Origin of the sequence: Mesorhizobium sp. M0037 (assembly GCF_040323635.1) — a bacterium.
Taxonomy (GTDB): domain Bacteria; phylum Pseudomonadota; class Alphaproteobacteria; order Rhizobiales; family Rhizobiaceae; genus Mesorhizobium.
This window is the reverse complement of record NZ_JAMYVB010000001.1, coordinates 720,343-739,528: the sequence shown is the minus strand read 5'-3', so window position 1 is coordinate 739,528 and position 19,186 is coordinate 720,343. Positions and strand designations below refer to the sequence as shown.

The following is a 19,186-nucleotide window of genomic DNA, read 5'->3' as shown; positions in this document are numbered from 1 at the left end:
CTATTTTTAAAACTACTTCTTCACCGCCGCCGCGACTTCCGCCGCGAAATCGGTCTCTTCCTTTTCGATGCCTTCGCCCAGCGCAAAGCGCAGATAGGCGGAGATCTTGGCCGGAGCGCCGATGTCCTTCTCGGCATCCTTCAGCGCCTGCTCGACAGTGATGTCGGGATTGAGCACGAAGGCCTGCTTGAGGAGCACGACTTCCTCGTAGAACTTGCGCAGGCGGCCTTCGACCATCTTTTCGATGATCGCTTCCGGCTTGCCGGACTGGCGCGCCTGGTCGGCGAAGATCGCCTTCTCGCGCTCGACCGCTGCCGGATCGATCTGCTCGGCGGTCAAAGCCAGCGGGTTGGTGGCGGCGACATGCATGGCGACCTGGCGGCCAAAGGCGTTGGCGGCATGCTCATTGCCCGTGGTCTCGATCGCGACCAGAACGCCGAGCTTGCCAAGACCATCGGCAACCGCATTGTGCACGTAGGTTGCGACAGCACCGTGCGGGACGGTGAGCTTGGCCGAACGGCGGAAGCTCATGTTCTCGCCAATGGTGCCAACGGCGTCCTTGATGGTGTCAGTGACCGACTTGTCCGAACCAGGATACTTTGCGGCAGAGACAGCCTCCGTCGTGCCATAAGCAAGCGCGACCTTGGCGACATTGCGAACGATCTCCTGGAACTGCTCGTTGCGGGCCACGAAATCGGTCTCGGAGTTAACCTCGACGATGGCGGCCTCGCGGACGCCGGAGTCGACGCCGATCAGGCCTTCGGCGGCAGTACGGCCAGCCTTCTTGTCGGCCTTGGAAATGCCCTTCTTGCGCAGCCAGTCGACGGCCTCTTCGATGTTGCCGTTGGTCTCGGTCAACGCCGCCTTGCAGTCCATCATGCCCGCGCCGGTCAAGTCGCGGAGTTCTTTGACCTGTGCAGCCGAAATGCTCATTGTCGCCTCTTTGTTTTAAATGCACCGACGCACCACCGGTACTCGGTGATGCGTCCGTCTAGCGTGCCAAATATGAGAATGATGAAGGCCGCAACCGACCTTCGATTGTCAAGCTTCCGGAGCGTCCGCAGCCGGGGCCGGAGCCGGATCAAGCGCCGGTTCGACCGGAGCTTCGACCGAGGCGCCGATGTCGACGCCGAGCGCGCCCTGCTGGCGGGCGATGCCGTCGATGGCAGCCTTGGCGATCAGGTCGCAATAGAGCTGGATGGCGCGCGCCGCGTCGTCATTACCGGGGATCGGGAAGTCGATCTTGTCCGGATCGCAGTTCGAATCGATGATGGCAACGACCGGAATGCCGAGGCGCTTGGCCTCGAGAATGGCGATCGCTTCCTTGTTGGTGTCGATGACGAACATCAGGTCGGGGGTCGAGCCCATGTCCTTGATACCGCCGAGCGCCTTGTCGAGCTTCTCGCGCTCGCGGTCGAGGTTCAGGCGTTCCTTCTTGGTCAGGCCCTGGGCCTCACCGGCCAGCATCTCGTCGAGCTTGCGCAGGCGCTGGATCGAATTCGAGATCGTCTTCCAGTTGGTCAGCATGCCGCCGAGCCAACGCGAATTGACATAATACTGGGCCGAACGCTGCGCCGCGTCAGCGACGATATCCGAAGCCTGGCGCTTGGTGCCGACGAACAGCACGCGACCGCCCTTGGCAACGGTGTCGGAAACCTGCTTCAGAGCCTGGTGCAGCAAAGGCACCGTCTGCGACAGGTCGATGATGTGGATGTTGTTGCGGGCGCCGTAGATGTAAGGCGCCATCTTCGGGTTCCAGCGGTGGGTCTGGTGGCCGAAGTGAATGCCAGCTTCCAAAAGCTGGCGCATGCTGAAATCAGGCAGTGCCATTCTTAGTTCCTTTTCCGGTTAGCCTCCACGGACACAGGCATTTTTGGACTTTGTCCTCGAACGCCACCGGAGGTTTCAGCCGGATTTCTCCCGGGCAGACACCAAAGTCCGTGTGTGGAATGAGCGCGCATATAGAGGGGAAGCGCTGCAAACGCAAGCGGTGAGGTGCTTCATCGCTCAGCGCGCGGCAATCAGCGCTCCGGTCCCGATCATGGCGCTGCCGGCGAACCGGTTCATCAGCCGCATGCGTCCGGGCGTCCTGAACCAGCCGGATGCCCTGCCCGCCAGCGCGGCGTAGATGCCCATGGTGAGAATATTGGCGCCGACGACGACTGCCACCACCAGCAGGCCGTCGGCAAACGTCATGGTGTCGAGGTTGAGGATCAGCGGCATGATCGAGGCGTGGAACAGGATCGCCTTCGGGTTGCCGAGCGCCACGGAGGCGCCAAGCAGGAACGCGACAATCCGGTTTGGGGGATTCCTTGCGCGGCCGATTGCGCGGCCGCGGCCCGCCACATCTTGATGCCGAGGAAAATCAGGTAGGCCGCACCGGCGTATTTCAACAGGAGAAACACCCATTCGAAGGTCTGGGCCAGCGCCACCAGCCCGAGCAGTGCCAAGGTGACCAGCACGGCATCACCGGCGGCAATGCCCATTCCGGCGACGAACGCACGCAGGAAGCCGCGTGCCACGCCGTTGGTGATCACCGTGAACATCGCCGGTCGTCCCGGCGTGGCGGCGGCAAGTGTGATGGCAAGGCAATAAGCCAGGAATGCCGTTAGCGTCACGACCGGCCCTTTCCGTTGGGTACCCGTACGCGCCTGAAGATCGCAACGATCTCCTCGCGGCTGCATTCGATGGCGCCGAGCCGCACCGCCCGGTCGCGCTCGAAGCCGGTTATGTCATAGTGCGGCGCCGATGTCCTGGGCGGCCCTTGGTAGGACGAACGCTTGACGCCAAGTTCGGCGGCGAAACGATGCAGTTCGTCCGTATCGTCGGCCATCAGGTGGCACCAGCGATGGCCGGCCCATTTCCAGATTGCCGCATCGACATAGACCGCCATCGGGAACTGCCATCAAGCCTGCCGTGGCCAGCGCCGCATTGTTGCTATTTCGAGACGGGGCAAGGCTTGGTCTGATCGAACAGCGACAGGTTGACCAGCTTTCCGGTCATCGAGAACTCGCCATAGTCCATTGTGAGGTCGCGGGTGATGCCGTTCTCGTGCAGCTTGAAGCTGATGCGGTATTCCGGCACCTCTTCGCCCGATTTGTCGGTCTCGTCGAAATAGGCGATGTCGACCGGCCAGTATTTGTCGCCGGCAAGCTTGGCCAGCGCCGGCGCTTCGGGGTCGGCCTTGTCGCCCTCGGCCTTCTTGCCGACGATGACGGTGGTGGTCATCACCTTGTTGGCATCCTCCGAACCGTCGAACAGGCTGGTTTCGTAGAAATTCTCGCCCTTCTCGGCCTTGCCGATCAGTTCGACCAGATGCTGGGTCGGGAACTGGGTGGTGGCAAGTTCCAGGCTGTTCTTCTCGGGCTTGTCAATGTCGACTTTGAGGCCCTTGGTCTCTTTCGTGGCGGTGCCCTTGACCTCCTTGTCGAGGTTCTGGTCGACGAAGGATTTGGTCACGAACGAGAAGGTCTTGCCTTCGGCGTCCTCGAACGTGGTCGTCTGCTGGTCGGTCAGCCTGGTGTTGTCGCCGGTGGCGATCTGGGTGACGAAACGGAATTTTACCGTATAGCCCTCGCAGGGCGAGCCGTTGAACTCATAGACCATGCGGCCGGAAATGCCGGTGATACCCGAGCGGTCCGACGCCTTGTCGAGGGTAAGATCGTAGACGGCGCGATGCGCCTGCAGCGCCGGCACGGCAAAGGCTGGAGCCATCGAGAACAGCACCGGAAAGAGAACGGCGTGGAAGGCAAGGCGCGTTGCGCGCATAAGGGGCTCCGATCGTCGCAGCTGATGGCAGGCCGCAGGTAAAGATGGTCCAGCTTAAAAAAAGTCGTGGCGGAAGCGAGGCAAAAATAGCAATTTCGGCTCGGCCAGCGCGGCGTCTCCAAGCAATAGGGAAATACCATGAGTGAAACAATCGAAAAGCGGCTAAGCGATCTCGGCGTGACGATACCTGCCGCCGCAGCGCCCGCCGCGAACTATGTGCCCTATTGCAGGTCCGGCAATCTTTTGTTCACCGCCGGGCAGTTGCCGCTCAAGGACGGCAAGCTGCAGGCAAGCGGCCTGCTCGGCCGCGACGTCGATACCGCAACCGGCAAGGAAGGCGCAAAGTACTGTGCAATCAACATCTTGGCGCAGGCAAAAGCAGCACTTGGCGATCTCGAAAAAATCCAGCGGCTGGTCAAGATCACCGTCTTTGTTGCATCAGTGCCGGATTTCGTCGAGCAGCATCTGGTCGCCAACGGCGCCTCCGATTTCCTGGTCGCAGCCCTTGGCGAGCGCGGCAAGCATGCCCGCTCCGCCGTCGGCACCGCCTGTCTGCCGCTTAATGCCGCAGTGGAAATCGAAGCCGTCTTCGAGGTCGCATGAGCAGGACCAAGACAATGACCGACCTTTCCTGGCTGACCGCCCGCCCGGTGGCGCATCGCGGCTTTCACGACATGAACAAGACGCGCTGGGAAAACACGCTGTCGGCCTTCGCTGCTGCCGCCGAGCGCGGCTATGCGATCGAATGCGACGTGCATTTGTCGTCCGACCGCGTCCCCGTCATCATTCATGACGGCGATCTCAGGCGGTTGACCGGCCAGGACGGCTTCGTCTGGCAGCGCACGGCAGCGGAACTGGCGGCGCTCAGGATCGGCGGCACCAAGGACCATGTGCCGACACTGCAAGAAGCGCTCGACTTGGTCGACGGCCGTGTGCCGATGGTTGTCGAACTGAAGGGTGTGCCCGGTTACGACGAGGGCTTGGTGGCAAGCGTCGGCAAGATGCTGGAGCGCTACAAGGCCAAGGCGGCGATCATGTCGTTCGACCACTGGCTGGTCCGCGATTTCCCCAGGGATGCGCCAGGAATTCCGGGCGGGCTCACGGCCTATGGCAAGGACAACCAGTTGATCGAGGCGCATTTCGCCATGCTGGCGCATGACCTCGCCTTCACCTCCTATGCCGCGGGCGATCTGCCGAACCCGTTCGTCAGCTTCGTGCGCGAAAGGCTTAAAATGCCTGTCATCACCTGGACGGTGCATGACCAGCCGGCGGTGGATCTCACTTTCAAATACGCCGACCAGATGACGTTCGAAGGGTTCGAACCCGATCTGGTCAATGTCGCCTGATGGAAGTGCCTGAAACGTGACTTGTAGCGGCCCCGACAGAGCTTAAATAAGCCCCATGGATCAGGGTGATGAAGGCGACGGGCAAACGGCGAATGCGGAGTTTTCCATCCGCGTCGCCGCCGGCATCAATGCCTTCACCTGCGACGAGTGGAACGGCTTTACCGGCACAACCCGCAGCGACACAGAAAATGGCTATAACCCTCTCGTTTCATATGCTTTTCTGAGCGCGCTTGAAGATTCCGGCTGCGCCGTGCGGCGTACCGGCTGGCAAGGTCATCATCTCAGACTGGAAAATGCCCAAGGCAGATTGCTGGGCGCCGTGCCCTGCTATCTCAAATCGCACAGCCAGGGCGAATATGTCTTCGACCACGGCTGGTCCGATGCGTTCGAACGCGCCGGCGGCAACTACTATCCGAAACTGCAATGCGCCGTGCCGTTCTCTCCGGTCACCGGCCCTCGCCTGCTGGTCAGCAAGGGCGAGGACAGCGCCATTGTGAAGGCCGGTCTCGCAGCGGGCCTGAAGGCGGTGACGGAAAAGCTCGGCGTGTCCTCCGCGCATGTCACCTTCGCCAATGAAAGCGACGTTGCAACGCTGGAAGCAGCCGGCTTCCTGCACCGCACCGACCAGCAGTTCCATTTCTTCAACGAAGGCTTTTCGACCTATGACGACTTTCTCGCCACGCTGGCATCGCGCAAGCGCAAGGCGATGAAGAAGGAGCGCCGCGAGGCGCTCGCCAACAATATCTCGATCGACCGGCTCACCGGCAAGGACCTGACCGAAAAGGCCTGGGACGATTTCTTCGCCTTCTACATGGATACCGGCAGCCGCAAATGGGGCCGGCCCTATCTCAACCGCAAGTTCTTCTCGCTGATCGGGGAGCGCATGTCCCAGGACATCCTGTTGGTCATGGCCAAGCGCAATGGCCGCTATGTCGCCGGCGCCATCAACTTCATCGGCTCCGATGCGCTCTACGGCCGCAATTGGGGCTGCATCGAGGACCACCCGTTCCTGCATTTCGAAGTCTGCTACCATCAGGCCATCGACTTCGCCATCGAGCGCAAGCTGAAGGTGATCGAGGCCGGCGCGCAGGGTGAGCACAAACTGGCGCGCGGCTATCGTCCCGTGACCATGCATTCGGCGCACTACATCGCACATGCCGGCCTGCGCAATGCTGTGGCCGATTATCTCCGGCGTGAGCGGCGCGAGGTCGAGCGGATGGGCGAAATTCTGGAAGAGCATACGCCGTTCCGCAAGGATCTTGAGGAATAGCGATCCGCGCCTGCCCTCGCCTGACCATCTTACCTGACCATCTTGCCGGTCCGGGACAGCTTCGCTACACCGGGAGCATACTCCCGGAGCGCCGCCATGACCGAGGCCTACGACCCCAGCAATATCTTCGCAAAGATCCTGCGCGGCGAAATCCCCTCGCACCGCATCTACGAGGATGATGCCGTGGTCGCCTTCATGGATGTGATGCCGCAAGGCCCCGGTCACACGCTGGTGGTGCCCAAAGCACCGTCGCGCAATCTGCTCGATGCCGATCCCGCGACGCTCGGCCGGCTGTTCACCACGGTCCAAACGGTCGCGCTGGCGGTCAAAAAGGCTTTCGGCGCTGACGGGGTCACCATCCTGCAGTTCAACGAACCGGCGTCCGGCCAGACCGTCTACCACCTACATGTCCATGTCATCCCGCGGTTCGAAGGCATCGCGCTCAAGCCGCATACGGGGCAGATGGAGAAGCCCGAAGTGCTGACGGAGAACGCGGCGAAGATCCGAGCAGCGCTGAACGGTTGAGGTGGCGCGCGCCTCAGGGCGATGCGCTCAGCCACAATCCACCACGTCGGTTAGGAAAATATCAAACCACGCCGTGATAACGTGCTCCGTACCGGGATGCGTTTGGGTTTTCAAAATCGTGGAACATTCGGTTGCGACATCAGAGCCGTTGGTAAAAGCAGCTGCCGGGCGGGCCTTTCTGCGCACCTTGGCGGACGCGTACCGGCGACACCGCCTGCTGCACGCGATGGCCATCGCTGCCCTGCCTTTGGCAGCCGCGGTCGGCCTGCGCACCGGAAACATGCCGGATTTCGGCGTGCTGGAAGACTATTCCCAATACCTTCTTTTCGCTTTCTGGATCGGTGGCTGCGCCTTCGCACTCGGCAGCTTTTTTCACCTTGCACTCATCAAGCGGGATCCTGAGCCGCTCGGCACTTTCCTGCGATCGATCGGCGGCGTCTTCGGCGACGCCGAGCGCAACGCCAACAGCCTGAATGGTCTGGCCGCGTGCATTGCGCTCATATCCGCTTTCGGTGTGTTGAAAGGCGCGGTCGCGATCCTTTCGCCATTCGCATGGGATCACGCATTGGCTCAGGCCGACCGGGTGCTGCATTTCGGCCGAGCGCCCCATGAATGGCTATGGTTTATCGTCCAGTCGCCGCTCGCCGTAAGATCGTTCAACCTGGCTTACAATTCCTGGTTCGTCGTCCTTATCGCCTCGGTCTTCATCGCTTGCATCACGCGCAGGGACACGAAGCTGCGTCACCAGTTCCTGATGAGCTTCATGCTCGTGTGGATACTGGCGGGTTTTTTCCTGGCGATGGGCCTGTCTTCGGCAGGGCCGTGCTTTTACGAGCGACTGGGGCTGGGCAGCGACTATCATTCCCTGATGCAAGCACTCGCCGCCGCCGATCGCATCTATCCGATCTGGGCGCTCAGCACGCAGGACATTGTGTGGAGCGGCTATATCGGGGCGACGCCAGGCAGTCTCGGCATATCCGCCTTCCCGTCCATGCATGTAGCGATGGCGGTGCTTTTCGCGCTTTATGCAACACGCCGCTCACGGTTGGCCGGCCTTTTGATGTGGGCATTCGCCGCAATCATCATGGTCGGCTCGGTCGTCCTTGGCTGGCATTATGCCGTGGATGGCTATGCGAGCGTTCTGATTTCGATCGCCATCTGGAAGGCGTGCGGGTACTTCCTGGGCAAGTTTGCACCCGAGGGCGTCGCCGCCTGACCTAACAACATCTGCCCTGAAAAGCAGGGGCGCTGTGTCGGCAAACCGGCCAGCCAATGAAAAAAGGGCCCGTCACCGGGCCCTTCATAGGCGAACCTTTCAGCTCTTGCGCGGCAGTTGCGGCACCAGGCTGCGCTTGCCGCCATCCTTGCCCTTGGGCTCAGGCTCGTCCTTGCCCTTGGGCTGAGGCTTCTGCGCCACCGCCTTCTTGGCGACGGGCTTCTTGGCCACCGCCTTGCGGGCTTTCGGCGTCTCTTCCGGCTCCTGCTTCGGCTGCACCGGGGCTTCGTCGGCCAGTGATTCGAGCTTCAGGCCGGTTTCGCCGGTTTCCTTCTTCTCGACGGTGACGCGCACCGTGCCGCCCTTCTTGAGCTTGCCGAACAGCACCTCGTCGGCCAACGGCTTCTTGATGTGCTCCTGGATGACCCGGCCGAGCGGCCGCGCACCCATGCGCTCATCATAGCCCTTGTCGGCCAGCCAGGCGATCGCGTCGGACGACAGGTCGAAGGTGACGCCCCGCTCGGAGAGCTGGGCCTCGAGCTGCATGACGAACTTCTGCACCACCTGATGGATGACCGGCACCGGCAGCGAACCGAACGGGATGATCGCATCGAGACGGTTGCGGAACTCCGGCGTGAACAACCGGTTGATGGCCTCGACATCGTCGCCTTCGCGCTTGGTCGATCCGAAACCGATCGCCGCGCGCTGCGCATCGGATGCGCCTGCATTGGTGGTCATGATAAGGATGACATTGCGGAAGTCGATCTGCTTGCCGTTGTGGTCGGTCAGCTTGCCGTGGTCCATGACCTGCAACAGGATGTTGAACAGGTCCGGATGCGCCTTCTCGACTTCATCCAGCAAGAGCACGCAGTGCGGATGCTGGTCGACCCCGTCGGTCAACAAGCCGCCCTGGTCGAAGCCGACATAGCCGGGAGGCGCGCCGATCAACCGCGAGACGGTGTGGCGTTCCATATATTCCGACATGTCGAAGCGGATCAGCTCGACGCCGAGCGAGGCAGCCAACTGCTTGGCGACTTCGGTCTTGCCGACGCCGGTCGGGCCTGAGAACAGGTAGGAGCCGATCGGCTTTTCCGGTTCGCGCAGGCCGGCACGCGCCAGCTTGATCGCCGAGGTCAGCGCGGTGATGGCGGTGTCCTGGCCATAGACGACGCGCTTCAGCTCGATGTCGAGGCCTTGCAGCACCTTCTCGTCGTCGGCCGAAACCGTCTTCGGCGGGATGCGGGCCATCGTGGCGATCGTGGCTTCGATCTCCTTGATGCCGATCGTCTTCTTGCGCTTGGCTTCCGGCACCAGCATCTGCGAGGCGCCGGTCTCGTCGATCACGTCGATCGCCTTGTCCGGCAGCTTGCGGTCGTTGATGTAGCGGGCCGACAGTTCCACCGAAGCCTTGATCGCCTCGTTGGTGAACTTCACCTTGTGGAATTCCTCATAATAGGGCTTGAGGCCCTTCATGATCTCGATGGCGTCCTCGATGGTCGGCTCGTTGACGTCGATCTTCTGGAAGCGCCGCACCAGAGCGCGGTCCTTCTCGAAGAACTGGCGGAACTCCTTGTAAGTGGTCGAGCCGATGCAGCGGATGGCACCCGAAGACAGCGCCGGCTTCAACAGGTTCGACGCATCCATCGCGCCGCCGGACGTCGCACCGGCGCCGATGACGGTGTGGATCTCGTCGATGAACAGCACGGCGCCCGGATAATCCTCGAGCTCCTTGACGACCTGCTTCAGCCGCTCTTCGAAATCGCCACGGTAGCGCGTGCCGGCCAGAAGCGTGCCCATGTCGAGCGCGAAAATGGTGGCGTCCTGCAGCACTTCGGGCACATCGCCTTCGACGATGCGCTTGGCCAGACCTTCGGCAATCGCCGTCTTGCCGACGCCGGGATCGCCGACATAGAGCGGGTTGTTCTTGGAGCGGCGGCACAGCACCTGGATGGTGCGGTTGATTTCGCTCTCGCGGCCGATCAGCGGATCGATCTTGCCGGCCTTGGCTTTGTTGTTGAGGTTGACGCAATAGGCAGTCAGCGCATCCTGCTGCTGCTTCTTCTTGCCGCCTTCCTCCTGCGGCTCGGCGCCGTTCTGGCCGCCCTGCTCGTCATCGGCGCCGCGCGGCGAGCGCGTCTCCGATGCGCCGGGGCGCTTGGCGATGCCGTGCGAGATGTAGTTGACCGCGTCGTAGCGGGTCATCTGCTGTTCCTGCAGGAAATAAGCGGCATGGCTCTCGCGCTCGGCAAAGATGGCGACGAGCACGTTGGCGCCGGACACTTCCTCGCGGCCGGATGACTGCACATGGATCACGGCGCGCTGGATGACGCGCTGGAAGCCGGCGGTCGGCTTGGAATCCTCATCGTAACCGGTGACCAGATTGTCGAGTTCGGTGTCGATATAGGTCAGAACGGTGTGCTTCAGCTCGTCGAGATCGACGTTGCAGGCGCGCATAACGGCGGCCGCCTCGGTGTCGTCGATGAGGGCGAGCAGCAGATGTTCTAGGGTTGCATATTCATGGTGCCGCTCATTGGCGAGCGTCAGCGCCTGGTGAAGCGCCTTTTCCAGGCCTTGGGAGAAAGCCGGCATGTTACCTCACTTCTTCTCCATCACGCATTGCAGCGGATGCTGATTCTGTCGGGCGAAATCCATGACCTGAGACACTTTGGTCTCGGCCACCTCGAATGTATAGACCCCGCACTCGCCCACCCCATGATTGTGAACATGAAGCATGATGCGTGTGGCGGCTTCGCGGTCCTTTTGAAAAAAACGCTCCAGGACGTGAACCACGAACTCCATGGGCGTATAGTCGTCGTTGAGGATGAGGACCCTGTAAAGGCTGGGCTTCTTGGTCTTGGTCTTGGTGCGCGTAATGACGGCTGTGCCGCGACCGGCCTCATTGCCGTCGCCGTCACTTTGCATCCGCACCACGCTTGTCGTGGCAGTCAAACCTGAAGTCACGTAATCCTGCCTCTTTCGAATCCCCATGGCGAGTTCGATATGTAGGTGTTCGATGGACGATTTTAAGCCCTTCTTGTTAGCTGACAATATGGCTAGGTGGGCAAACCGAGGCGATTTTCAAAATCGTGAACCGCCAAAGCCCCGGAATTGAAACCGGCATGAAAAAACCCGGCCGCGCATCCGCGACCGGGTCTGTTTTGCAAGCCCGAAAGGCCGTGCCTGGTATTCTCGAGCGAAATTACTTCGCCTTGGCGACAATCGATTCGAAGGGCTTGTAAGCCTCCTTGGCGAGATCGGCATAGAGATCGCCGAACTTGGTCGCCTCGGCAACGAAGCTCTCATAGCTCTGCTTGGCGAAGTCGGACTGGATCTCGACCGCCTTTTCCAGCGACTTGGCGGAGAACAGCTTTTCGACCGCGGCGCTGCCGGCTTCGAAGCTCTTCTTGGTGTATTCGCCAGCTTCAGTGGCGATCGCCTGCGCGCCCTTGGAGAGCGAGGTGAAGCTCTTCAATCCGGTATCGGCAAACTCCTTGCCGTATTTCGAGAAGTCCTCGTAGGTCTGGGTCATTTGACGTTTCCCTTGGCGTTTTGAAGCGCCCTTGCCTGAGCGCGGTTGTGCAATGCACGAGAATATATTGTGCGCTGCACAAAAGTCAAGATTTCAGCGGCATCAGGCCGCGCTGCGCCGGCAACAGCTAAAATTCGAATAAAGAAAAGCTCAAGCCCGAGGAAAATGGTGAACGCGCCGGTTACCATAAACGGATTGGTAACGCTGGCCGCGATAGTTTGACGACAAGTGAGGTCGGATCCCTTTGCCGCCTCCATGGCAATGAGTTTCAAAGGAACTATCAGTGCGTCAGGCGTTGTCGGTCTTCGGTTCAAAATCCGCATCTTCCCTCAAAACGATCATGATCCTCGCTTTGGCGATGTCATTTGTCGTTGCGGATGCCGCGTCCTCGATGGCCGCCAGGTCTTCGGCGATCGTCGTCGACGCCAAGACCGGCAAGGTGCTTTATTCGTCCGATGCCAACGGCCGGCGCTACCCGGCGTCGCTGACCAAGATGATGACGCTCTATCTGACCTTCGAGGCCATGGCGAAGGGCCGGATCAGCAGGAACACGCCCGTGCCGTTCTCGGCCAAAGCGGCGGCCGAACCGCCGACCAAGCTCGGCGTCAAGGCGGGCGGAGCGGTTTCGGTCGAGACCGCCATCCTGTCGATGGTGACCAAGTCGGCCAATGATTCGGCGACCGCGCTCGGCGAACTGCTCGGCGGCAGCGAAAGCAATTTCGCCCGCATGATGACCGCCAAGGCGCGCGCGCTCGGCATGGACGGCACCGTGTTTCGCAATGCCAACGGCCTGCCCGATCCAGGCCAGTTCACAACCGCCCACGACATGGCGATGCTTGGCATAGCGCTCAGGGAACATTATCCGCAGTATTACGGCTATTTCTCGCAGCGCTCCTTCCTTTACGGCCGCCAGCGCATCAATGGCCACAACCGTCTGCTCGGCCGCATCAAGGGCGTCGACGGCATCAAGACCGGCTATACCCGCGCCTCCGGCTTCAACCTCGTCTCGTCGGTTTCGGATGGCAACCGCCGCCTCGTCGCCGTCGTCATGGGCGGCACTTCGGGGCGCAGCCGCGACAACCAGATGGCCGGCCTGATCAACGCCTACATGCCGCGCGCATCGACCCGCGGCGGCGGCGCCCTGGTCGCCAAGGCCGGCGGCGACAATCCGGTCAAGGCGCTGGCCAAGGTCTTCCTGCCCAAGCATGACGCGCCGACGCCGGATGGCAAGCCGATCGTTGAAGACGATGCCGTAGCGTCCAATGACGATCCGACATCCGCTGACGAGCAGTCTGCTGAAGGCCAGTCTGCCGACGAACAGACGGTGGCCGCGGTCGAAGAGCCCGCCCCCGTCGTCAAGACCAGGAAGGTCAAGACCGTCATCGTGACGGCGCCGAAGGTCGAAACTGCGCAGATTGTGGCTGCCTATGCCGAACCCACGCCTGTATCCCCACAGGCGGTCGACCCGGTCAACACGGCCTCGGTGCCGGCTGGTTGGGCGGTGCAGGTGGCGTCGTCGCCCAAGCAGTCCGAAGCCCAGGCTTTCCTCGACAAGACCGCCAAGCTGGCGCCCAAAGTTCTTGGGGCTGCTTCCGGTTTCACCGTCGCCTTCGAAAAGGATGGCGAGACCTATTACCGCGCCCGGTTCGGCGGCTTCCGCTCGAAGGACGCGGCCTGGAATGCCTGCAATGCCCTGAAGAAAAAGAAAATCGCCTGCTACGCCGTCCAACAGTAGGGCGGCGTCGGAACCATCTCCCGGAAATTTACTGCGTCGAAGGAGACTAGTTGTGATTGGAGAGCAAGACGTCCTTGGCTTCGTTGATCCGCGCCGCCAGGAAAGACGTGCCGCCGATGTCGGGGTGCAGGCGCTGCATCAGGCGGCGGTGCGCCTTGCGGACATCCGCCGCGGCGGCCCCCGCTTCAAGACCAAGGATCTTGTAGGCCTCCTCCTTAGTCATGGCGCCCGCACCTGGCGCAACACCCAGCCCTTCGCCACCGTTCGCCTCAGCGTCGTTGCGCCAGACGGGAAAACGGCCGTCAAGATACGTCTCTAGGAGCTGGCGGCTCTCCGGGTCGCCGGGGAGTTCGCGGTAAAGCTGCTGCAGCTCGGCCAAGCCCATCGCGCCCAGCATCTTGCCTTCATGGCGGCCGGCCAGAACCAGGCCTTCAAGCCCGCCCGTATCGTGATCAAGCTCCATTTCCAGTGCGGCGGTCCGCACCGTCGAGCGCTTGCCGGGCGCCGGCCCGACCGACGGCCGCTTCATTCGCATCGAACCGTACCAGGCAAGGGCCGCGGCCAGGATGAGGCCGGCAATGCCTTCGCGCCCGACCACCAGCACGGCAAGGCCAACCAGCGCCAGAAGCACCGGCCCGAGCGTGCGCATGCCGCTTGCCAGTTTTTGCGCATCGGCACGGACAAAGATCGTCGCCGCGCCGAGCAGCACCAGAAACAGTGCAACAAGTGCAATGATAGCGCCCATCAATTCCCGCCGCCCCTGAGATGCTCGATCAGCAGCCGATCTCCCGGCCTGTCCCTTGCCTCGAGCGCCTTCAATCCACCCGTCGCATAGACGGCAACCGCCGAAAGCAGCCCGGCCAAGGTCGCGGCAGCCCGCCGATCAAATCGGAACCAAGCCCCTTTGGACAGCCGCGCAATCTCCTTGAACGCCTTTTCTGCGCCGGGATCATGGCCTTCCTGGAAGACGAAGACGGGAACGCCGTGCAGACCGAGGCTGCCGGCCTTCTGCGCCAGGTCGTCGATATCCTCTTCCATGGCGTCGCCGATATAGACCAGAGCATTGACCTTGGCCGCCGCCGTTTCCTTCAGCGCATGCGCCAGCACCTTGCCGATCTGGGTGTGGCCGGCACGGCAGTCGATCCGCGTCATCAGCTGCTTCAGGGCATTGGTGTCGGCGACAAAAGCCGACGAGCGGCACTCGCCCAACCCGCGAAAATAGGCCAGTTGGACACTGAGGGTGCCGGCCTTGCCGACGGCGTCGAACATCTCGCCCTGCAGCTTGGCGGCGACATCCCAGGTCGGCTGGCGGCTCATCGTTGCGTCGAGCGCAAGGATCAGCCGCCCGCAGCCGGTCGCGGACGCGGCAAGCGTCCGGGCCTGACGGATGAAGGCGTCGATCTCGCCGGCATTGGATTGAGGCTTGACCGGCGCAGGATCGGCCCTTGCGGGCACGCGCTGCTTCTTGTCGCTCATAAGAATCAAGATGTGGCGTTGTCGGGCCCCTTGCAAGTCCAGCCTTGGACAAGATGGAGGGCCAGCGCTCGACGCTCTGGGAGAAGCGGCCGCGCCGTGGCCTTACAACAAGCCCAGATCGGCGAGCTCGCGCTTCAGTTTCGGCGGCATCTCGACCATTCCGGCCTTGCCCTTGCCGATATCGGCGGGCGCATCCGACGGTTTGAGATAACGCCAGCCCTGGAAGGCGCGGCGCGGCTGCCAGTCGGTGCGGACGACGTCGAGGTCGAGCATCAGGCGGCAACGGCCGATGCCTTCGTCGTCGGTAAAGGGCCTGATATCAGTGATCAACTGGCGGCATTGCACGCTGCCCTTGATCACCCAATAAAGCGAACCGCCATCGGTGACCTCGGCGCCGCGCGTCGGCACCATGCGGGTGGTGTGCCAGTGCTCGGCGGGTTCGCCGGCGCGGCGGCGCTCATCGAGGCGGAAGGCGATCCATTCTTCGAGGTCCTCGACGCTGTCGCAACCGACGCACAGTTTTAGGAGATTGAGTGCCATCGCTTAAGGTTTAGTCCGGCGCGCGATTGCGTCAACGGCCCTGCCCGACTTCTCCACAGTGCCAGTGGCGTTGCACGGTCAGCATTCCACGACATTGACGGCGAGCCCACCAAGGCTGGTTTCCTTGTACTTCTCGTTCATGTCGAGGCCCGTCTGGCGCATTGTTTCGATCGCGGCGTCGAGCGGCACGAAATGGACGCCGTCGCCTTTGATCGCCAGAGAGGCGGCGGTGACCGCCTTGACGGCGCCGAGCGCGTTGCGCTCGATGCAAGGCACCTGGACCAGACCGCCGACTGGATCGCAAGTCATGCCGAGATGATGTTCGAGCGCGATTTCGGCGGCGTTCTCGACCTGCTCGGGCGTGCCGCCCATGACGGCGCAGAGACCCGCGGCAGCCATCGCCGAGGCCGAACCGACCTCGCCCTGGCAGCCGACCTCGGCGCCGGAGATCGAGGCATTGGTCTTGATGATGCCGCCGACGGCGGCGGCCGTGAGCAGGAAGTCGCGGATGCTCGGCTGGTCGGCCTCGGGGTGGAAATGCAGCCAGTAACGCAGCACCGCCGGCAATGTGCCGGCCGCACCATTGGTGGGCGCGGTGACGACGCGTCCACCGGCCGCGTTCTCTTCGTTCACCGCCATGGCGTAGATCGACAGCCAGTCATTGGCCAGCAAAGGGTTGGGCTTGTTCTGCTGCCATTGCTCCTGCAGCTTGTCGTGCAGCATGCGGGCACGACGGCGCACTTTCAGCCCGCCCGGCATGATGCCGTCCTGCGACAGGCCGCGGTCGATGCAGCCCTTCATGGCGCCCCAGATCGCATCAAGGCCGCTGTCGAGCTCCTCGCGCGACATATGCGTCTCTTCATTGATGCGCTTCATGTCGGCGATAGACAGGCCGCTTTTGCCTGCCATCTTCAGCATCTCGACGGCATTCTTGAAGGGATAGGGCACCTTCTTGCCTTCTGTGGTCACCGAGCCCTTCACCTTCATCCGCTGCAGCTCTTCCTCGGACACCACGAAGCCGCCGCCGATGGAATAGTAGATGCGCTTGAGCAGCAGCCGGTCGCCGGCATCGTAAGCGTAGAAGGCCATGCCGTTGGCGTGGCCGGTGAGCGGCGTCTTGCGGTCGAGCACCAGATCCGTCGCCGGGTCGAAGCGATAGGAGGGATGGCCGTGTGGCGATATCCGCTTCTCGGCGGCGATGCGCGTGGCGATGCCTTCGGCCTGATCGGGATCGACCGTCTGCGGTGTCAGGCCAGCAAGGCCGAGGACAACGGCGCGATCCGAGCCATGGCCGATACCGGTATAGGCGAGCGAACCGTGCAGGCTGGCGCCCAGACGATCAACTTTCGCGCCGGCCGGGCGCGGCCAGTCGTCTCCGGCGATCTCGTCGAGAAACCGCCGCGCCGCTGTCATCGGTCCCATCGTGTGCGAACTCGACGGTCCGATGCCGATCTTGAACAGGTCGAAAACCGAAAGAAACACGCTGCGCCGTCTCCGGGAATGGGATCAAGACCTACATATAGGACTTTCCATGATGTTTGTGCTGTTTTGCGGATTGCGGCGCTGCACCTGCCGACCTTGTTTGCTCCGGCAGCGACATCACCGGCTGAAAGCGCGTCGCGCTGAAACGGATTCATGCGACGCGCTTTAAGTTCTTGTTTCAATGCATGTCGTTGTCCCAGAACCGCAGCTCACCTCTGGGCGGCATGCATTGGAGCATCGAACTGACCGCTTTGCCTGTGGTAAAAGGGGGCATGGGCGATTCCTTCCATCTGTCGACGGCTGATCTGGCGGCGCTGGCTTTTTTCCTGCTCGCATGGTTGCTGCATACGCTGGCGTCCGACGGCAGACTGGTCAGCCGGGTGTCGTTGACGATGGCCATGAACGTGCAGCGCGAGGCCTGGATGCGCACCATGGCCGAGCGCGAAATCCGCATCGTCGACACCGCCATCATGAGCGGCCTGCAGCAAGGCACCGCCTTTTTCGCCTCCAGTTCGCTGATTGCGCTCGGTGGCTGTTTCGCGCTGCTTGGCGCCTCGGATCAGGTCCTTGCCGTGCTGAACGACCTGCCGTTGAACGCGACCTCATCGCGCTCCGCCTTCCAGATCAAGGTCTTTGGCCTGGTGCTGATCCTGGCCTTCGCCTTCTTCAAGTTCGGCTGGGCCTACCGTCTCTTCAACTACTGCACGATCCTGATCGGCGCGGTGCCGATCCCCTATGGCGAGGCGTCACGCAACCCGGTCAGCGAAACGGCGGTGTGGCGCGCGGCGCGCATGAACATGCTTGCCGGCAAGCACTTCAATTCAGGGCTGCGCGCGGTGTTCTTCTCGATCGGCTATCTCGGCTGGTTCGTCGACCCGATCGTGTTCGTGCTGTCGACTCTGCTGCTTCTGGCGGTGCTGGTGCGGCGTCAGTTCTTTTCCGCCGCAAGGCAAGCGGTGATCGGTCAGCCGCCCGGGCCGGGGAAAAGCTGGTCGATCCGGCCCGATAGCCAATAGGCGGCGAGCCCGATCCATTCGCGGATCGCCATGGTCGTGGTCTGCAGCGAATCGGGTGCGTTGTCGCGAAACAGGCCAAAGCCTTCATTGCCCGAGGTGCGATAGTCGACAGCCACGGGACCGGCTGAAAGCCGGCCTTGTCGAACAGTGCCTTGGCGCGCGGCATGTGGAAGGCGGAGGTCACCAGCAGCCAGGTCTCGCCCGGTTTCGGCGTTACTAGTTCCTTGGTGAAGACGGCATTCTCATAGGTGTTGCGGGATTTGTTCTCGAGCATCAGGCGATCCGCGTCGACGCCAAGCGCACCGAGCAGGCGCGGCGCGGTGGCCGCATCGCCCTCGCCATCGATGAACAGTTCACCGGTGCCGCCCGAGATAACCACTTTCGCCTCGGGAAAGCGCCGGGCAAGGATCGCCGCCTCGACCATGCGGTCGCCGCCGGAATTCAGCTCATAGCCGCCGCGCGCCAAGTTGATGGCGCCCTCGAAGCCGCCGCCGAGCACGACAATGCCGTCGACCTTCCGCGGCAGCGGCGGCTTTGGGAAGCGCTCTTCGAGCGGATTGAGCATCATGGCGCCAAGCGACGTCCAGGCCGACAGCGCCAGAATCAGGAAGGCGAACACACTGCCCGTCGCCGCCAATCGCCGGCGGCCGATCAGCGCCGCGAGCAAGCCGGCAAGCAGCAGGAAGGTCGCCAGGTTGAGTGGTTGGACGAAGAACCAGAATACCTTGGAGAGATAGAAGAACATTGCCTGCCTATCTCCAGCTCAAATTGTGACGGCCGGTGAAGTGCTCGACCGCACTCGCTACCGCTTCCGCTTCGAGGCGGCTTAACTCCCTGCCGAAAACAAGGACGCCGTTCGCGTTGGTCAAGCTGATGACTTCCGACAGTCCCACTTCGTCCGTGGGATAGGTATGGTCGAGGATTTCGACCCTAAGATGCCCTTTCAAAGGCAGTGACCACCGATTTCGCAAAGAACCCCTCACCGAGCGAACGGCTGCGGTGTCGGTCAGCCGCAGGGTTTCCCTGCCGAACACCCGCCAGATGAAATCCTTGCCCAGGAAATAGGTGAAGAGGGCAATGACCGCCACGAAGGACAGCAGGCCGAGCGTCCCGCTGGTGAGCGTTGCGGACGACATATCCGTCAATCCCATGTAGCCGGTGTAGGCGACGATCGCGGCCCCGATCAGGACAAAGACTGTCCTGAAATCCGAGGTGCGTGGCGGGTTCGTGATCAGCAGTTCGTTTCCCGTCTCGACGATGGAAATGCGAGACGGAGGCGGCAT

22 protein-coding genes and 1 pseudogene are annotated in these 19,186 nt (G+C 62.2%); 7 read left to right on the top strand and 16 right to left on the bottom strand.

Features of this window, described 5'->3' with window-relative positions:
• Positions 1 to 12: 12 nt before the first annotated feature.
• From tsf to NKJ78_RS03855, 6 genes are all read right to left on the bottom strand, one after another.
• The gene (gene tsf, locus NKJ78_RS03880; RefSeq protein WP_023684688.1) at positions 13 to 933 is read right to left on the bottom strand and encodes a translation elongation factor Ts; all 921 of its coding nucleotides are present in this window, start codon (positions 931 to 933) and stop codon (positions 13 to 15) included.
• 108 nt (positions 934 to 1,041) lie between these two features.
• Positions 1,042 to 1,830, bottom strand: coding sequence for a 30S ribosomal protein S2 (gene rpsB, locus NKJ78_RS03875; protein ID WP_023671022.1), 789 nt, complete (start codon positions 1,828 to 1,830; stop codon positions 1,042 to 1,044).
• Positions 1,831 to 2,007: 177 nt separating this feature from the next.
• Entirely contained in the window at positions 2,008 to 2,268 is a 261-nt protein-coding gene (locus tag NKJ78_RS03870; RefSeq protein WP_280790902.1) for a LysE family transporter, read from the bottom strand.
• Entirely contained in the window at positions 2,214 to 2,546 is a 333-nt protein-coding gene (locus tag NKJ78_RS03865; RefSeq protein ID WP_280790901.1) for a LysE family translocator, read from the bottom strand. Before NKJ78_RS03865 ends, NKJ78_RS03870 begins: the two co-directional genes overlap by 55 nt.
• Positions 2,547 to 2,614: 68 nt before the next feature.
• On the bottom strand, positions 2,615 to 2,893 hold the full coding sequence (locus tag NKJ78_RS03860) for a DUF4031 domain-containing protein (RefSeq protein WP_023671020.1): 279 nt from the start codon (positions 2,891 to 2,893) through the stop codon (positions 2,615 to 2,617).
• A gap of 44 nt (positions 2,894 to 2,937) precedes the next feature.
• Complete coding sequence (locus NKJ78_RS03855; RefSeq protein WP_023724373.1) at positions 2,938 to 3,768, bottom strand: cell envelope integrity EipB family protein; 831 nt, start codon at positions 3,766 to 3,768, stop codon at positions 2,938 to 2,940.
• A 138-nt stretch (positions 3,769 to 3,906) separates the two neighbouring features.
• Between NKJ78_RS03855 and NKJ78_RS03850 the strand changes: the two genes are divergently transcribed.
• The 5 genes from NKJ78_RS03850 to NKJ78_RS03830 all read left to right on the top strand — a co-directional run bounded on the left by NKJ78_RS03850 (position 3,907) and on the right by NKJ78_RS03830 (position 8,125).
• Positions 3,907 to 4,371 carry a RidA family protein gene (locus NKJ78_RS03850; protein WP_023693441.1) on the top strand — a complete coding sequence of 155 codons (465 nt, stop codon included), beginning with the start codon at positions 3,907 to 3,909 and terminating at the stop codon, positions 4,369 to 4,371.
• A 14-nt stretch (positions 4,372 to 4,385) separates the two neighbouring features.
• Positions 4,386 to 5,114 carry a glycerophosphodiester phosphodiesterase gene (locus NKJ78_RS03845; RefSeq protein ID WP_023738709.1) on the top strand — a complete coding sequence of 243 codons (729 nt, stop codon included), beginning with the start codon at positions 4,386 to 4,388 and terminating at the stop codon, positions 5,112 to 5,114.
• 55 nt (positions 5,115 to 5,169) lie between these two features.
• Complete coding sequence (locus tag NKJ78_RS03840; protein ID WP_023738708.1) at positions 5,170 to 6,384, top strand: GNAT family N-acetyltransferase; 1,215 nt, start codon at positions 5,170 to 5,172, stop codon at positions 6,382 to 6,384.
• Positions 6,385 to 6,480: 96 nt separating this feature from the next.
• Positions 6,481 to 6,909 (top strand): HIT family protein, encoded by a 429-nt coding sequence (locus tag NKJ78_RS03835; RefSeq protein WP_023684683.1) that lies wholly within the window; start codon positions 6,481 to 6,483, stop codon positions 6,907 to 6,909.
• Positions 6,910 to 6,982: 73 nt separating this feature from the next.
• On the top strand, positions 6,983 to 8,125 hold the full coding sequence (locus NKJ78_RS03830; protein WP_352459340.1) for a phosphatase PAP2 family protein: 1,143 nt from the start codon (positions 6,983 to 6,985) through the stop codon (positions 8,123 to 8,125).
• Positions 8,126 to 8,224: 99 nt separating this feature from the next.
• On the opposite strand, the gene clpA is transcribed toward NKJ78_RS03830, so the two are convergent.
• From clpA to NKJ78_RS03810, 4 genes are all read right to left on the bottom strand, one after another.
• Positions 8,225 to 10,714 carry an ATP-dependent Clp protease ATP-binding subunit ClpA gene (gene clpA / locus NKJ78_RS03825; protein WP_023684681.1) on the bottom strand — a complete coding sequence of 830 codons (2,490 nt, stop codon included), beginning with the start codon at positions 10,712 to 10,714 and terminating at the stop codon, positions 8,225 to 8,227.
• Between the two features lie 6 nt (positions 10,715 to 10,720).
• Complete coding sequence (gene clpS / locus NKJ78_RS03820) at positions 10,721 to 11,047, bottom strand: ATP-dependent Clp protease adapter ClpS (protein ID WP_023671012.1); 327 nt, start codon at positions 11,045 to 11,047, stop codon at positions 10,721 to 10,723.
• Between the two features lie 277 nt (positions 11,048 to 11,324).
• Positions 11,325 to 11,654: a phasin family protein gene (locus NKJ78_RS03815; RefSeq protein ID WP_023671011.1), complete on the bottom strand. Its 330-nt coding sequence runs from the start codon at positions 11,652 to 11,654 to the stop codon at positions 11,325 to 11,327.
• A complete protein-coding gene (locus NKJ78_RS03810; protein WP_156929783.1) occupies positions 11,651 to 11,926 on the bottom strand; it encodes a hypothetical protein in 276 nt (91 codons plus the stop codon). The genes NKJ78_RS03815 and NKJ78_RS03810 overlap by 4 nt, the downstream gene beginning before the upstream one ends.
• Before the next feature lie 68 nt (positions 11,927 to 11,994).
• Between NKJ78_RS03810 and NKJ78_RS03805 the strand changes: the two genes are divergently transcribed.
• Positions 11,995 to 13,389, top strand: coding sequence for an SPOR domain-containing protein (locus NKJ78_RS03805; protein WP_373420149.1), 1,395 nt, complete (start codon positions 11,995 to 11,997; stop codon positions 13,387 to 13,389).
• Between the two features lie 46 nt (positions 13,390 to 13,435).
• Here the strand turns inward: NKJ78_RS03805 and NKJ78_RS03800 are convergent, their stop codons facing one another.
• The 4 genes from NKJ78_RS03800 to NKJ78_RS03785 form a co-directional block, all read right to left on the bottom strand.
• Positions 13,436 to 14,134: a DnaJ domain-containing protein gene (locus NKJ78_RS03800; RefSeq protein ID WP_023730128.1), complete on the bottom strand. Its 699-nt coding sequence runs from the start codon at positions 14,132 to 14,134 to the stop codon at positions 13,436 to 13,438.
• Positions 14,134 to 14,865 carry a VWA domain-containing protein gene (locus tag NKJ78_RS03795; protein WP_352459341.1) on the bottom strand — a complete coding sequence of 244 codons (732 nt, stop codon included), beginning with the start codon at positions 14,863 to 14,865 and terminating at the stop codon, positions 14,134 to 14,136. Before NKJ78_RS03795 ends, NKJ78_RS03800 begins: the two co-directional genes overlap by 1 nt.
• Positions 14,866 to 14,967: 102 nt before the next feature.
• Positions 14,968 to 15,405: a DUF1489 family protein gene (locus tag NKJ78_RS03790; RefSeq protein ID WP_023671006.1), complete on the bottom strand. Its 438-nt coding sequence runs from the start codon at positions 15,403 to 15,405 to the stop codon at positions 14,968 to 14,970.
• A 78-nt stretch (positions 15,406 to 15,483) separates the two neighbouring features.
• A complete protein-coding gene (locus NKJ78_RS03785) occupies positions 15,484 to 16,887 on the bottom strand; it encodes an L-serine ammonia-lyase (protein WP_023738706.1) in 1,404 nt (467 codons plus the stop codon).
• A 272-nt stretch (positions 16,888 to 17,159) separates the two neighbouring features.
• On the opposite strand from NKJ78_RS03785, the gene NKJ78_RS03780 reads away from it, so the two are divergent.
• Positions 17,160 to 17,903 (top strand): DUF599 domain-containing protein, encoded by a 744-nt coding sequence (locus tag NKJ78_RS03780; protein WP_023671004.1) that lies wholly within the window; start codon positions 17,160 to 17,162, stop codon positions 17,901 to 17,903.
• On the opposite strand, the pseudogene NKJ78_RS03775 reads toward NKJ78_RS03780, so the two are convergent.
• Positions 17,852 to 18,648, bottom strand: a pseudogene (locus tag NKJ78_RS03775) (YdcF family protein). The gene NKJ78_RS03780 and the pseudogene NKJ78_RS03775 sit on opposite strands and share 52 nt — an antisense overlap.
• Before the next feature lie 7 nt (positions 18,649 to 18,655).
• Positions 18,656 to 19,186, bottom strand: coding sequence for a hypothetical protein (locus NKJ78_RS03770; protein ID WP_023671002.1), 531 nt, complete (start codon positions 19,184 to 19,186; stop codon positions 18,656 to 18,658).